Here is a 14,444-nt window from a genome sequence, read left to right on the forward strand (position 1 = left end):
TTGCCCGGTTGGATCCACAGAGCCTTGATTTTTAACGGCTCGGTGGATCCAGCGGTGCTAGCTAAATTAGTGGCTAATAGCTATAACTCACACACCGCCAATGGGGTTTTTCCCGGGAATCTGGCGTAGCGAGTTGTGTTTATGCCGTTGCACCCCGTGCGCCCGAAAATCCTGGGTTTTATCAGCGAAGACGCCTCGGCCTGGCTGGTCGCGTTGCTGGTATTGCTCGCCGGCGCAATCCTCACCGGGCTGCTGGCCTTGGGCACGTTCAATCAGTTTCAGCAACAATCGCGTCAGCGCTTTCAACTGCTGGCCAATGAGCGTTACAGCCGTATCGCCGAGCGTTTTCAGGACCAGGAGCAACGTCTCGACGGTCTGCGCCGCTTTTTCGCCAACTCCGTATCGGTGTCTCGCGCCGAATTCGACGGTTACTCCCGACCTTTATTGCTGCGCACGCAAGCCTATACGTATGCCCCAAGAGTGAGCGGCGCTCAACGGGCCGCGTTCGAGCAGCGGGTGCGTGATGAAGGCCTGAGCACGTTTACCATTCGCGAACTCGACGCCAAGGGAGAATTGCAATTGGCGGCGCCTCGCGATGAATACGTGCCGGTGCTGTACACCCAGACTCAGAGCCGACTGGCGCCACCGCTGGGTTACGACTTGCTCGCTCAACCCTTGCGCCGCGAAACCCTGCAACGCGCCGATCGGCTCGGTAGCCTGGCCGTTTCGCAACCGATGCATCTGGTCGGGATCGAGCCGGCCTATGCGCGTGGAGTATTGCTGATGGCGCCGGTCAGCCGCGCGGGTGAGCCACAGCCGTTCGGTTATGTGATGGCGGTGATCAGCATGCGCCAGTTGCTCGCCGACGGTTTGCCCGATGCCCGGCACGATTACCTGTCGGTGCGCATTCTGGACTTGTCGACCCAGGACCAGCACGAAGCTTTGTTCGAGTCGAGCAACCAGGCGGTGCCCGGGGATCTGGCGGCGACGCGGCTGTTGCGCATGGCCGATCACGATTATCAGGTTGATATTCTGCCGAGCGAAGCGTTCATGCGGGCCAACCATTCATCGGTGGGCAGCGTGATCATCCTCGGTGGGCTGCTCAGCTTGCTGCTCAGCGCGTTGCTTTACGTGCTGGTCAGCCAGCGCCAGCGCGCGGTACGGCTGGTGGAGGTGCGCACTCAGGAGCTGCACGAGCGAGAGCAGGAATTGCGCGGCACGCACGGCCAACTGCGCGGTGTGTTAAACGCCGCCACTCAGGTGGCGATCATCGCTACCGATCTGCGCGGCGTGATCAACACGTTTAACCCCGGCGCCGAGCAAATGCTGGGATACACCAGCGCCGAAGTCGTCGGGCGCATGACCCTGGAAAACCTGCATTTGCCCCGCGAACTGATGGCGCGCTCGGCCGAGTTGAGTGCGCGTTACGGCAAAAGCATCCCTACCTGTCACGCGATGCTGGTGGAGGGCGGCGAAGTCGGCGGCCATGAAGCGCGCGAATGGACGCTGGTGCGCAGCGACGGGACTCATCTGCCGGTGAACATGCTCGCTACACCGGTGCTCGATGAACAGGGGTTGTGGGTCGGTCATCTGGCGATCTGCATCGACATCACCGAGCGCAAGCGCGTCCACGAGGTGCTGGCGGCGCGCGACATTTTATTGAAAAAACTCAGCGCCCATGTTCCCGGTGGCATTTACCAGTTCAAGATGGAGTTCGACGGGCGTTTCAGCGTGATCTATGCCAGCGACGGCATCCGCGAAATCTATGAGCTGGAGCCGGACGTGCTGTTGTTCGACGCCGAGGCGATTTTCAGTCGTATTCACCCGCAGGACGTCATTCGTGTGCGCTCATCGATCCGTGAGTCTGCCGAGAATCTCAGCCCATGGCGCGAAGAATACCGCGTGCAACTGCCCGAACGTGGCCTGCGCTGGGTGCGCGGCGAAGCGACGCCCGAAGAGCTGCCGGGCGGCGGCGTGCTATGGCACGGCTACATATCGGATATTTCCGACCTCAAGCGCGTGGAAGAAGAGCTGCGCGCGCTGTCGGTGACCGACTCGCTGACCGGGATTCACAATCGGCGCTATTTCCAGGAGCGCCTGACCACCGAAATGGCCCGTGTCGAGCGTGGCGGCGGCGAGCTGTCGGTGATCATGCTCGACATCGACCACTTCAAACGCATCAACGATCAGTACGGTCATGCCGTCGGTGACCGGGTGCTGCAAGCGGTGTGTGAGCGCATTGGCCATCGACTGCGTCGCACCGACGTGTTCTGCCGCCTGGGCGGCGAAGAGTTCATGGTGCTGTGCCCGGACATCGACGGCGAACATGCGTACATGCTGGCGATGGAATTGTGGGAGGGCCTGCGCAGTGCGCCGGTGGACGTGGTCGGCGTGGTCACGGCCAGTTTCGGCATCGCCAGCTGGCGGCCGGGGGAGGGCGCGGATTCACTGCTGCTGCGTGCTGATTCCGGGGTTTATGCCGCGAAGCAGAACGGCCGGGACCGGGTTGAACGGCAGATGAGCTGAGCCTGGCGCAAAACCAGTGTGGGAGCGAGCTTGCTCGCGAAAGCGGTCGAACAGTCAATGGATATTGACTGTACTGACGTCTTCGCGAGCAAGCTCGCTCCCACAGGGTTTGAAGGTGTTTTCAGAATCCGCTTACAGCACCGAAGCAGTCTGTGGCAGTTTCGGCTGTTTATAGAGATCCAGCAGTACCTGATCCAGTACCGACGACGCACCGAACGGCGCCTTGTCATTGAGGATCGCCACCACCGCCCAGGTATTGCCATTCACGTCACGGCTGAACCCGGCGATCGCGCGCACGGTGTTGAGGGTGCCGGTCTTGACGTGGGCTTCGCCGCGCATCGCGGTGGTTTTCAAGCGTTTGCGCATGGTGCCGTCGGTGCCGGCAATCGGCAGCGAGCTGATGTATTCGGCGGCATACGGGCTGTGCCACGCTGCTTGCAGCATATTGGCCATTTCACGGGCGCTGACGCGCTCGGCGCGGGACAGGCCTGAACCGTTTTCCATCACCAGATGCGGCGCGGTAATGCCTTTTTTCGCCAGCCATTGGCGTACTACGCGCTGCGCTGCCCTGGCATCGTCACCGTCGGCTTCGTTGCGGAAACGCTGGCCGAGGCTGAGAAACAGCTGCTGGGCCATGGTGTTGTTACTGTACTTGTTGATGTCGCGGATGATCTCGGCCAGATCCGGCGAATACGCACGGGCGAGCAGTTTGGCGCTGCTCGGGGTTGGTGCCAGACGATCCCTGCCCTGAATGCTGCCGCCCAGTTCCTTCCAGATCGCCCGCACGGCACCAGCGGTGTAGGTCGCATGGTCGAGCAGCGACAGGTAAGTCTGCGAGCTGCAGCCTTCGCCCAACTGGCCGCCGACGGTCACGGTCACGCTGCCATCGGCCTGCGGCACCGGGTTGTAGCGCACGCCACCGGTGCATTGCTTGGAGGGCAGCGCCTTGACGGTGTTTTCGATGCGGATGCTGGCAATCGGCGGCTCGACCGAGATCAGTACGCGGCCACCGTCGTTACGCGCCACAAAGCGCAAGGCCTTGAGATTAACCAGCAGTGAATCGGGTTTGACCAGAAACGGCTTGTTGTCGTCGTTGCCGTCATCGTTGAATTCCGGCAATTGCGGCTGGACGAAGAAGTTGCGGTCAAGGATCAGGTCGCCGGTGATCTGGGTCACGCCGTTGGCGCGCAAGTCACGCATCAGCAGCCAGAGCTTTTCCATGTTCAGCTTCGGGTCACCGCCACCCTTGAGGTACAGGTTGCCATTGAGGATGCCGCCGCTCAGGTCGCCATCGGTGTAGAACTCGGTTTTCCACTGATGGTTGGGGCCGAGCATTTCCAGCGCCGCGTACGTGGTCACCAGTTTCATGGTTGACGCCGGGTTGACCGACACATCGGCGTTGAACACGGTCGGCGTGCCCGGACCGTCCAGCGGCACCATCACCAACGACAGTGCGCTGGGTTGAAGTTTGCTGGCCTTGAGGGCTTTTTCGACGTTCGGGGTGAGGGAGGTATTGATGGTGGCGGCGGAAACAGGCAGGGCCAGAGGCAGAAGAAGGCCGGCGAGAAACAGTGGACGCAACGATTTGATCATCTGAAATAAAACCCTGCTGAAGAGGGGAAAAAAGACGAGGACATGGATGAAAAGGTCCTCAGTGGTCATGAAAGTGTCGGCATTATGCCCCAAGCTGTTACAGCTTGTGCCGTGTCAGGGACGGCCGAAGGGTTATTTTTTTACAGGCGGTCGGCCACAGCGGCCAGAGAGTCGGGCAAACGCCGGCTTAAACTGGTAAAGTGCCGGCCGTTATTACTTAAGAGGATTGTTCCAATGGCGACTAACCGTTCCCAGCGTCTGCGCAAAAAACTGTGCGTTGATGAATTTCAAGAGCTGGGTTTCGAGCTGAACCTGGACTTCAAAGAAGACTTGTCCGAAGAAGCCATTGACGCTTTCCTCGAAGCATTCATCAAAGAAGCGATGGAAGCCAATGGTCTGGGCTATGTCGGCGGCGACGACTTCGGTCTGGTGTGCCTGCAGAAGCGTGGCTCGGTCAACGAAGAGCAGCGCGCTGCCGTTGAAGCCTGGCTGAAAACCCGCTCCGAGCTGACCAAGTACGAAGTCAGCCCGCTGCTGGACGTGTGGTATCCGGAAAAGCCGATCAACGCGGCCAAGTGATACTGAAAAAAACGGCGACCTGAGGGTCGCCGTTTTTTTTCGTCTGGTGTTTGGGTGTACGGTTTCGGTCTTGCGGTGGATCCGCCCCTCACCCAGCCCTCTCCCCAAGGAGAGGGAGCCGATTTATGGGCTTTTAAAGCTTCGAGTTCGACTCGGTACCGCATGTCAGCGCACCTCATCCAAACACCACGGTCGGTTCCCTCTCCCTCTGGGAGAGGGCTAGGGTGAGGGGATTTTGATCTTAAGCTTTGCGCCAGTTCAGGATCACCAGCGTCAGCACCCCCGCAACGATCCCCCAAAATGCCGAACCAATGGAAAACAGCGTCAACCCCGATGCCGTAACCATAAAGGTGATCAGCGCTGCTTCGCGTTCCCTGGTTTCACTCATCGCAATGCTCAAACCGTTGATGATTGAACCAAACAGCGCCAAAGCCGCAATCGACAGCACCAACTCCTTGGGCAATGCCGCAAACAGCGCCGCCAGCGTTGCGCCGAACACACCGGCAATTCCGTAGAAAACCCCGCACCAGACCGCCGCGGTGTAACGCTTGTTGCGATCCTCATGGGCATGCGGGCCGGTGCAGATCGCGGCGCTGATGGCGGCCAGGTTGATGCCGTGGGAGCCGAATGGCGCCAGCAACAGCGATGCGATGCCGGTGGTGGTGATCAATGGCGAAGCGGGGACGTTATAGCCGTCGGCGCGCAGCACGGCGATGCCGGGCATGTTCTGCGACGTCATCGCTACGACGAACAGCGGAATGCCGATGCTGATGGTTGCCGCCAGCGAAAAGTGCGGTGTGGTCCACACCGGCGTGGCGACTTCCAGATGAAAGCCGCTGAAATCCAGCAATCCCATAAAGCCTGACAAAGCAGTGCCGACCAGCAGCGCGGCGAGCACGGCATAGCGGGGCGACAGGCGCTTGATCAGCAGGTAAGTGAAAAACATGCTCAGCACCAGCCCGGTGCGATGCTGCGCCGCGACGAAGATTTCGCTGCCGATCTTGAACAGAATGCCTGCCAGTAAAGCAGCGGCCAACGATGCCGGAATCTTTTTCACCAGCCGCTCGAAGCTGCCGGTCAAACCGCAAATCGTCACCAGTACCGCACAGGTAATGTAGGCGCCAATGGCCTCGCCATAACTGACACCGCCCAGGCTGGTGATGAGCAACGCCGCGCCGGGCGTTGACCAGGCGATGGTAATGGGGGTGCGATAGCGCAGCGAAAGGCCGATCGAGCACACCGCCATGCCGATCGAAATCGCCCAGATCCATGAGGAAATCTGCCCGCTGGTCAGTCCGGCGGCTTGCCCGGCCTGAAACATCAGCACCAGCGAGCTGGTGTAGCCGGTCATCATCGCGATGAAGCCGGCGACGATGGCCGAGGGCGAAGTGTCGGAGAGGGGGCGCAGTCGGGCGTGCATGGCGTCGGTCATGACGGCGGTGTTCCTTATACCAATGAAGATGTCCGCCACATCACAAATTCCTCGTGGGAGCGAGCCTGCTCGCGAAAGCGGTGTGTCAGTCATCATTCATTAAGAATGAGAAATGGCTTTCGCGAGCAGGCTCGCTCCCACATTGATCACGGTCATTCGGCGGATTCTGCGAACAAGCCTAAACTCAAAGTTATCGAACCGTTGCAATACAGCCAACGTTACAAACAGCCGTACAGTCGTGTTGCCACCATTCATTGTGTACAATCGCGCTGTTTTTTACGCGATACTTGCCAGCGACCTACTGTGCCGTATTACAGTCGCGGTCTATTCGCCGCAGTTTTCCCGACTCGAGTGCCCATGAACGAACAGTTGCAGCCCCTCAAGAAACAACCGCGAGCAGGCAAAGCCGGCCGCAGCGGAACCCAGGACGATATTGTCTATGCGCATATCTTCGAGGCCATCCTCGAACAGCGCCTGGCGCCTGGCACCAAGTTGAGCGAAGAAGCGCTGGGGGAAATCTTCGGGGTCAGCCGCACCATCATTCGCCGCGCGTTGTCGCGTCTGGCCCATGAAGGCGTTGTGCTGTTGCGGCCGAACCGTGGCGCCGTCGTCGCCAGCCCGAGCGTTGAAGAGGCGCGTCAGGTTTTTCTCGCCCGTCGCCTGGTCGAGCGCGCGATCACCGAGCTCGCCGTGCAGCACGCCACCGCCGAGCAAATCGCAGAACTGCGACAGATGGTCAACGATGAACGCGACAGCTTTTCCCGAGGAGATCGCGGCGCCGGGATTCGTCTGTCGGGCGAATTTCACCTGAAACTGGCGGAAGCGGCGATGAACGCGCCGTTGATCAGTTTCCAGCGCAGCCTGGTTTCGCAGACTTCGCTGATCATTGCGCAGTATGAAAGCGGCAATCGCTCGCACTGCTCATACGATGAACACACGCAGTTGATCGACGCGATCGAAAAGCGCGACGGCGAATTGGCAGTGAACCTGATGATGCATCACATGGATCACATCGACAGCAAGCTCAACCTCGACGAGGAAGGCGCGTCGGATGATCTGCATGCGGTGTTCTCGCATTTGTTGCAGAGCAAGAAGCCGGGGCGTCCAGCGGCCAAGCTTTGAGCTGATACCGAGTCGACCCTAATCGCTGGCTTGCCAGCGATAGCAATCTGACAGGCAATAAAAATCCCCCGGACTGAAAAGTACCGGGGGATTTTTTTGTGCCTGTGAAAACCTAGCGCTGATGCACCAGCGCACCCGCCGCATAGGTCTGCGCCACGGTCCGGTCATCCCCCAGCGTCATCAACACGAACAACGTCTCGGCAATGTTATTGGCCTGTTTCAAGCGGTAGCTGAGCAGCGGCGTGGCGTTGTAATCCAGCACCAGAAAGTCGGCGTCGCTGCCCGGTTGCAGGTTGCCGATGCGGTCTTCCAGGCGCAGAGCCCGCGCGCCGCCTAGTGTCGCCAGGTACAACGATTTGAACGGGCTCAGCCGCGCGCCCTGCAACTGCATCACTTTGTAGGCTTCGTTCAGCGTTTGCAGCAGCGAGAAACTGGTACCGCCGCCGACGTCCGTGCCCAGGCCGACATTCATCTTGTGCTTCTCGGCCATCGGTAGGTTGAACAGCCCGCTGCCGAGGAACAGGTTCGACGTCGGGCAGAACGAAACGGCCGAGCCGGTTTGCGCCAGTCGCGCACATTCGTCATCGCACAAATGCACGCCGTGGGCGAACACCGAGCGCTCGCCGAGCAACTGATAGTGATCGTAAACATCCAGGTAGCCCTTGCGCTCCGGGAACAGTGCCTTGACCCACTCGATTTCCTTGAGGTTTTCGCTGATGTGGGTCTGCATGTACAGATCCGGGTATTCCTTGAGCAACTGTCCCGCCAGCGCAAGCTGTTCCGGGGTGCTGGTCGGTGCGAAGCGCGGGGTGACCGCGTAGTGCAGACGGCCCTTGCCGTGCCAGCGTTCGATCAGCGCCTTGCTCTCGGCGTAGCTCGACTCGGCAGTGTCGGTCAGGTAGTCCGGGGCATTGCGGTCCATCATCACCTTGCCGGCGATCATGCGCAGATCGAGTTTCTCAGCCGCTTCGAAAAACGAGTTCACCGACTGCGGGTGAACGCTGCCGAACACCAGCGCCGTGGTGGTGCCGTTGCGCAGCAGCTCCTTGATAAAGATATCGGCGACTTCATCGGCGTGGGCTTTGTCGCCAAACTGGCTTTCGCACGGAAAGGTGTAAGTGTTCAGCCAGTCGAGCAGTTGCTCGCCGTAAGCACCGACCATGCCGGTTTGCGGCAGGTGAATATGGGTGTCGATGAAGCCCGGGGTAATCAGCGCATCCTGATAATGATTGATCTCGATATCTGCCGGCAGGGTCGGCAACAGTTCGCTGGCGTGGCCGAGCGCGCTGATCTTGCCGTCGTCGACCACCAGCAGACCGTCCTCGAAATATTCATAAGAGGCTTCGATCCCGACTTCGGCGGGGTCGGCGATGCTGTGCAGGATGGCGGCGCGGTAGGCTTTGCGAGTCAGAGGCATGACGGTTCTCTAATCAGTTTGAGGCTTTGAGTTGGGTGGCCGGACTGCGGCGCGAGGCGGGCAGCAGTTTGGCAATCGGTTCGGCGCTGGCAGTGCGCTGGCCGAAACTGGCGTTGTAGGTGGCGATGATTTCGCCGGCGATGGAAATGGCGATTTCCACGGGCAGCTTGCCTTTGACTTCGCCGATGCCCATCGGGCAACGCATGCGCTGAACGACGCTGGCGTCGAAACCGCGATCACGCAGTCGGTGCTCGAATTTGGCGCGTTTTGTTTTCGAGCCGATCAGGCCGAACCAGGTGAAGTCGTTACGCTTGAGAATCGCGGCGGTCAGCTCCAGATCGAGCTGATGGTTATGGGTCATGACGATGCAATAGCTGCCGGCGGGCAAGTCATCGACTTCATCCACAGGCTCTTCGGCAATAATTTTACGCACACCATGGGGGATGTGTTCGGGGAACTCGGCTTCGCGCGAGTCGATCCAGCGCACCCGGCAGGGCAGGCTGGCCAGCAGCGGCACCAGGGCGCGACCGACATGGCCGGCGCCGAATACGGCGATGTGCGCTTGCACCTGGCCCATCGGTTCAAACAGCAGCACCGTGGCGCCGCCGCAGCACTGGCCAAGACTGGCGCCGAGGCTAAAACGCTCCAGATGCGTGTCCTGCCGGCCACTGGCGAGCATGTCGCGGGCGATCTGCATGGCTTTGAATTCCAGATGCCCGCCACCAATGGTGTCGAAGAGCCGATTGGCGCTGACGACCATTTTCGAGCCGGCGTTGCGGGGCGTCGAGCCGAGTTCTTCGATGATCGTCACCAGCACACAGGGCTCGCCCTGGTTCTGCAGGTCGGCGAGGGCGTCGATCCAGTTGTACATGTTCACCTCGACATCTTCGTTGTCTGTTCGGACCTCTTCGCGAGCAAGCTCGCTCCCACATTGGCAATGCGTACCCCTGTGGGAGCGAGCCTGCTCGCGAATGGCCGCGCCTCGGTCCTAGAGCGGAGCCAATTCGGTTTCAGCTTCCACGGCTTTCACCGCTTTAAGCTGGCGCATCTGCTCACATCCCCACAACACCCGCTCCGGCGTGGCCGGCGCATCGATCTTCGGCTGATGTTGGTAATCGCCCAGGCTCGCCACCGCATCCTTGATCGCGCACCACGCCGCGATGCCCAGCATGAACGGCGGCTCACCGACTGCCTTGGAATGGAACACCGTGTCTTCCGGGTTCTTGCGGTTTTCAACCAGCTTCACTCGCAAGTCCAGCGGCATGTCCGCCACGGCCGGGATCTTGTAGCTGGCCGGGCCGTTGGTCATCAGCTTGCCTTTGTTGTTCCAGACCAGTTCTTCCATGGTCAGCCAGCCCATGCCCTGCACGAAACCGCCCTCGACCTGACCGATGTCGATGGACGGGTTCAGCGAGGCGCCGACGTCATGCAGGATGTCGGTGCGCAGCATCTTGTATTCACCGGTCAAGGTGTCGACGATCACTTCGCAGCACGCCGCACCGAAGGCGAAATAATAGAACGGCCGGCCACGGGCCTGACTGCGGTCGTAGTAGATTTTCGGGGTCTTGTAGAACCCGGTGCTCGACAGCGAGACCTGATTGAAATACGCCTGCTGGACCAGCGTTTCGAACGTCAGGATCTGCTCGCGGACGCGCACATGACCATTGCGGAATTCGACGTCTTCTTCGCTGACCTTGTAATGCCGCGCGGCGAACTCGACCAGACGTTGCTTGATGGTCTGCGCCGCGTTCTGCGCCGCCTTGCCGTTCAAATCCGCACCGCTGGACGCCGCCGTTGGCGAGGTGTTTGGCACCTTGTCGGTATTGGTCGCGGTGATCTGCACGCGGTCGATTTCAACCTGGAACACTTCAGCCACGACCTGCGCGACTTTGGTGTTCAGGCCCTGGCCCATTTCGGTGCCGCCATGGTTCAGGTGAATACTGCCGTCGGTGTAGATATGGATCAGCGCGCCGGCCTGATTGAGGAAACTGGCGGTGAAGGAAATGCCGAATTTCACCGGGGTCAGCGCCAGGCCTTTTTTAAGGATCGGGCTGTTGGCGTTGTAGCGGCGGATCGCTTCGCGACGCTCGGCGTACTGGCTGCTTTCTTCCAGTTCGGCGGTCATCTCCTCGAGCATGTTGTGCTCGACGGTCTGGTAATAATGGGTGACGTTGCGCTCGGTCTTGCCGTAATAGTTGGCCTTGCGCACCGCCAGCGGATCGAGTTTGAGGTGGCGCGCAATCGCGTCCATCACTTCCTCGATCGCAACCATGCCTTGCGGGCCTCCGAAGCCACGGTAAGCAGTGTTCGACGCGGTGTTGGTCTTGCAGCGGTGACCGTTGATGGTCGCATCGCCCAGGTAATACGAGTTGTCCGAATGGAACATCGCCCGGTCAACAATCGACGCGGACAAGTCCGGCGAGCAGCCGCAGTTGCCGGCCAGGTCCATGTTGATCCCGTGCAGGCGCCCGGTGCTGTCGAAGCCGACGTCGTACTCGACGTAGAACGGATGGCGCTTGCCGGTCATCAGCATGTCTTCGACGCGCGGCAAGCGCATCTTGGTCGGCTGGCCGGTGAGGTGCGCAACCACCGCGCACAGGCACGCCGGGCTGGCGGCCTGGGTTTCCTTGCCACCGAAACCACCGCCCATGCGCCGCATATCAACGACGATCTTGTTCATCGACACGTCGAGGACTTCGGCGACCAGTTTCTGCACTTCAGTGGGATTCTGCGTCGAGCAGTAGACGATCATGCCGCCGTCTTCGGTCGGCATCACCGAGGAGATTTGCGTCTCCAGATAAAAGTGTTCCTGACCGCCGATGTGCAGCGTGCCCTGAATGCGGTGCTCGGCAGTCGCCAGCGCCGACACCGAATCGCCGCGCTGATGGGTGTGGCTGTCGAGCACGAAGTGGCGTTTGCGCAAGGCTTCGACAACATCCAGCACAGGTTCGAGGTCTTCGTATTCGATGATGGCCGCCATCGCGGCTTTGCGTGCGGTTTCCAGGTCTTTCGCGGCGACCGCCAGAACGGGTTGACCCACAAACTGCACGTCGTCGATGGCCAACAGCGGATCGCCGGGCATCAGTGGGCCGATGTCTTTCAGGCCCGGCACGTCTTCGTGGGTGATGACGATACGCACGCCTTCAAAGGCATAGCAGGGCTGGGTGTCGATGCTGAGGATTTTCGCGTGGGCGCGGTCCGACAGACGCGCGTAGAGGTGCAGCTGGTTAGGGAATTCCAGGCGATCATCGATGTACTGCGCTTCACCGGACACATGCTTGGCGGCACTGTCGTGCTTGACGCTGCGGCCGACACCGGTGGTCAGGTCCTGAGCGAACAATTCAGCCAGTTCAGCCTGGGTCTTTTCTACGGCGTGATGGTTAGACATATGCGGTCACCCGAGTCTCGATGTGCGGTGTTTGCAGTTCGATGAAATATTTGCGCAGCAGGTTTTGCGCGCTGAGCAGGCGATATTCCTTGCTGGCACGGAAGTCCGAGAGCGGCGTGAAGTCTTCAGCCAGCGCGGCGCAGGCGCGTTCGATCACGGCATTGTTGAACGGTTGCCCGAGCAAGACCGCTTCGCAATGGGCGGCGCGTTTCGGGATCGCCGCCATACCGCCGAACGCCACGCGCGCGTCGGTGATCACCGCGTTTTCCACGCGCAGGTTGAACGCGGCGCAAACGGCGGAGATGTCGTCGTCCAGCCGCTTCGACACTTTATAAGCGCGGAACAACTGCTCGGCGCTGGCACGCGGGACGATGATCTTCTCGATGAATTCGCTTTCCTGCCGCGCCGTGACGCGGTAATCGATGAAGTAATCTTCCAGATTCAAGGTGCGGCGGGTGTCGCCTTTGCACAGCACAATCCGCGCGCCGAGGGCGATCAGCAGCGGTGGCGAGTCACCGATAGGCGAGGCGTTGCCGATGTTGCCGCCCAGGGTGCCCTGATTGCGGATCTGCAGGGAGGCGAAACGGTGCAGCAGTTCGCCAAAGTCCGGGTATTCGGCGTTCAACGCTTCGTAGCAGTCGGAAAGGGCGGTGGCGGCGCCGATTTCGATGCGATCTTCGAAGGTTTCGATGCGTTTCATTTCGGCAACGTTGCCGACATAGATCATCACCGGCAGGGTGCGGTGGAACTGCGTGACTTCCAGCGCCAGATCGGTGCCGCCGGCCAGCAGGCGGGCTTGCGGATAAGCATCGTAGAGGTCGGCCAGATCGGCGACGGTCAGCGGCACCAGACAGCGCTTGTCGCCACTGTTCAGTTCGCCGATATCGGTTGGCGCGATGGCTTTGAGGCGGGCGATGGTTTCGGCTTCGCGGGCGTCGAACTGATCGGCTGGTTTGGCGCAGCAGGATTGTTCTGCAGCCGCGAGAATAGGGCGGTAGCCGGTGCAGCGGCAGAGGTTGCCGGCCAGTGCTTCGTGGGCCTTGGCCTGATCCGGCGCATCGCTGTTCTTTTGCAGGGCGAACAGCGACATGACGAAACCGGGGGTGCAGAAACCGCACTGTGAACCATGGCATTCGACCATGGCTTTCTGCACGCTGTGCAGTTCGCCTTTGTGCTTGAGGTCTTCAACGCTGATCAGTTGTTTGCCGTGAAGCGAGGACACGAATGTCAGGCACGAATTGAGGCTGCGATAGCGAATGTGCTCACGACCGTCGGCATCCGTCTGCAACTCGCCGACTACCACGGTGCAGGCGCCACAGTCGCCGCTGGCGCAACCTTCTTTGGTGCCGGGCTTGCCCACGTGTTCACGCAAGTAATTGAGCACGGTCAGATTCGGGTCCAGGGCGTGCTCGCTACGGAGTTCCTGGTTAAGTAAAAACTGGATCACGGAAGGCCTCGCAGACTCATTATTGTTGTTAACCGACGTGAACCGAATTTAGCAGGTCTGACTTTTCGGTCAATGGTTTTCTGACTTAAGGGTCAGGAAAAACCGTTTTGTCGATCAACAGCGTGTCTATTCAGTATTGACCCTCATGGGATCTTCTGGATTTTTCTAAACAGAGTTGCGCGATTCGTGCCAAAAACCGCTGAGTGGGCACTCCGCCATGACCGTCCATTTGCGCTACACTGCGCCGCTTGTGCAGATCGATAGAGTTTGAAGGACAACCATGACGTTCAAGGCGCCGGACAGCCTCGCCGAGCAAATCGCTCACCACCTCGCCGAACGCATCATTCGTGGCGAAATGAAGCCGGGAGAGCGCATCCAGGAACAGAAAGTCACGCTGGCGCTCAACGTCAGCCGCGGTTCGGTCCGCGAGGCTTTGCTGATCCTCGAACGCCGCCACCTGATCGCGATCCTGCCGCGACGTGGCGCCCACGTCACCGAGCTGACGCCGCACAAGGTGCAGAGCCTCTGCACGCTGATGAGCGAGCTGTACATCCTGCTCGGCAACTCGGTCGCGAACGGCTGGCAAGTGCAGTCGGACATGGCGCCGTTCGTGCAGATCCAGCAGCGCCTGACCGCCAGCTACGAGCGCGGCGACATTCGCAGCTTTGTCGATGACAGCTTCGCCGTGATGCGCGCCGCCTATCCGTTCGCCAATAACCCGTACCTGCAAGAGACCGTCGAGAACCTGCAACCGGCCATGAGCCGCGCGTACTTCCTGGCTCTCGAGCAGCGCAAGGCGGAAATGAGCGAATTCCTAGAACTGTTCGAACGCCTGCTGGCCGCCGTGCTTGCCCGTGATTTCCCGCAGATCCGCATCGTGCTGACGGCGTACGCCCAGCGCAGCTGCGATCTGGTGGTGTCTGCCCTGACGGTTGCTTAA

The 14,444-nt window shown here is 60.3% G+C and carries 10 protein-coding genes; 4 read left to right on the plus strand and 6 right to left on the minus strand.

The window, feature by feature from the left end; all coding sequences use genetic code 11:
- The first annotated feature begins 141 nt into the window (after window positions 1-141).
- On the plus strand, window positions 142-2,526 hold the full coding sequence (locus HU727_RS21835) for a sensor domain-containing diguanylate cyclase (protein ID WP_186534105.1): 2,385 nt from the start codon (window positions 142-144) through the stop codon (window positions 2,524-2,526).
- A gap of 132 nt (window positions 2,527-2,658) precedes the next feature.
- Here the strand turns inward: HU727_RS21835 and dacB are convergent, their stop codons facing one another.
- Window positions 2,659-4,119 carry a D-alanyl-D-alanine carboxypeptidase/D-alanyl-D-alanine endopeptidase gene (gene dacB / locus HU727_RS21840; RefSeq protein WP_186534104.1) on the minus strand — a complete coding sequence of 487 codons (1,461 nt, stop codon included), beginning with the start codon at window positions 4,117-4,119 and terminating at the stop codon, window positions 2,659-2,661.
- 234 nt (window positions 4,120-4,353) lie between these two features.
- On the opposite strand from dacB, the gene HU727_RS21845 reads away from it, so the two are divergent.
- A complete protein-coding gene (locus HU727_RS21845) occupies window positions 4,354-4,698 on the plus strand; it encodes a YggL family protein (RefSeq protein WP_007916365.1) in 345 nt (114 codons plus the stop codon).
- Window positions 4,699-4,939: 241 nt separating this feature from the next.
- Here HU727_RS21845 and HU727_RS21850 read toward each other — a convergent pair whose 3' ends face one another.
- Entirely contained in the window at window positions 4,940-6,130 is a 1,191-nt protein-coding gene (locus HU727_RS21850) for a benzoate/H(+) symporter BenE family transporter (RefSeq protein WP_186534103.1), read from the minus strand.
- Between the two features lie 357 nt (window positions 6,131-6,487).
- On the opposite strand from HU727_RS21850, the gene HU727_RS21855 reads away from it, so the two are divergent.
- Entirely contained in the window at window positions 6,488-7,252 is a 765-nt protein-coding gene (locus HU727_RS21855; protein ID WP_186534102.1) for a GntR family transcriptional regulator, read from the plus strand.
- 112 nt (window positions 7,253-7,364) lie between these two features.
- On the opposite strand, the gene guaD is transcribed toward HU727_RS21855, so the two are convergent.
- From guaD to xdhA, 4 genes are all read right to left on the minus strand, one after another.
- Window positions 7,365-8,669 (minus strand): guanine deaminase, encoded by a 1,305-nt coding sequence (gene guaD, locus HU727_RS21860; protein WP_186534101.1) that lies wholly within the window; start codon window positions 8,667-8,669, stop codon window positions 7,365-7,367.
- Window positions 8,670-8,682: 13 nt separating this feature from the next.
- Complete coding sequence (gene xdhC, locus HU727_RS21865) at window positions 8,683-9,540, minus strand: xanthine dehydrogenase accessory protein XdhC (protein WP_186534100.1); 858 nt, start codon at window positions 9,538-9,540, stop codon at window positions 8,683-8,685.
- 117 nt (window positions 9,541-9,657) lie between these two features.
- Entirely contained in the window at window positions 9,658-12,057 is a 2,400-nt protein-coding gene (gene xdhB / locus HU727_RS21870; protein WP_186534099.1) for a xanthine dehydrogenase molybdopterin binding subunit, read from the minus strand.
- Entirely contained in the window at window positions 12,050-13,504 is a 1,455-nt protein-coding gene (gene xdhA, locus HU727_RS21875) for a xanthine dehydrogenase small subunit (protein ID WP_186534098.1), read from the minus strand. Before xdhA ends, xdhB begins: the two co-directional genes overlap by 8 nt.
- A gap of 280 nt (window positions 13,505-13,784) precedes the next feature.
- Between xdhA and HU727_RS21880 the strand changes: the two genes are divergently transcribed.
- On the plus strand, window positions 13,785-14,444 hold the full coding sequence (locus tag HU727_RS21880) for a GntR family transcriptional regulator (RefSeq protein WP_186534097.1): 660 nt from the start codon (window positions 13,785-13,787) through the stop codon (window positions 14,442-14,444).

Origin of the sequence: Pseudomonas khorasanensis (assembly GCF_014268505.2) — a bacterium.
In the GTDB taxonomy this organism is placed as follows: Bacteria; Pseudomonadota; Gammaproteobacteria; order Pseudomonadales; family Pseudomonadaceae; genus Aquipseudomonas; species Aquipseudomonas khorasanensis.

Bases quoted from the DNA above. Each gene is read 5' to 3' on its own strand.
- xdhB (WP_186534099.1), bottom strand. From the start codon at position 12,057: ATGTCTAACCATCACGCCGTAGAAAAGACCCAGGCTGAACTGGCTGAA.
- HU727_RS21880 (WP_186534097.1), top strand. From the start codon at position 13,785: ATGACGTTCAAGGCGCCGGACAGCCTCGCCGAGCAAATCGCTCACCAC.
- xdhC (WP_186534100.1), bottom strand. From the start codon at position 9,540: ATGTACAACTGGATCGACGCCCTCGCCGACCTGCAGAACCAGGGCGAG.
- HU727_RS21835 (WP_186534105.1), top strand. From the start codon at position 142: ATGCCGTTGCACCCCGTGCGCCCGAAAATCCTGGGTTTTATCAGCGAA.
- HU727_RS21855 (WP_186534102.1), top strand. From the start codon at position 6,488: ATGAACGAACAGTTGCAGCCCCTCAAGAAACAACCGCGAGCAGGCAAA.
- HU727_RS21845 (WP_007916365.1), top strand. From the start codon at position 4,354: ATGGCGACTAACCGTTCCCAGCGTCTGCGCAAAAAACTGTGCGTTGAT.
- HU727_RS21850 (WP_186534103.1), bottom strand. From the start codon at position 6,130: ATGACCGACGCCATGCACGCCCGACTGCGCCCCCTCTCCGACACTTCG.
- guaD (WP_186534101.1), bottom strand. From the start codon at position 8,669: ATGCCTCTGACTCGCAAAGCCTACCGCGCCGCCATCCTGCACAGCATC.
- dacB (WP_186534104.1), bottom strand. From the start codon at position 4,119: ATGATCAAATCGTTGCGTCCACTGTTTCTCGCCGGCCTTCTTCTGCCT.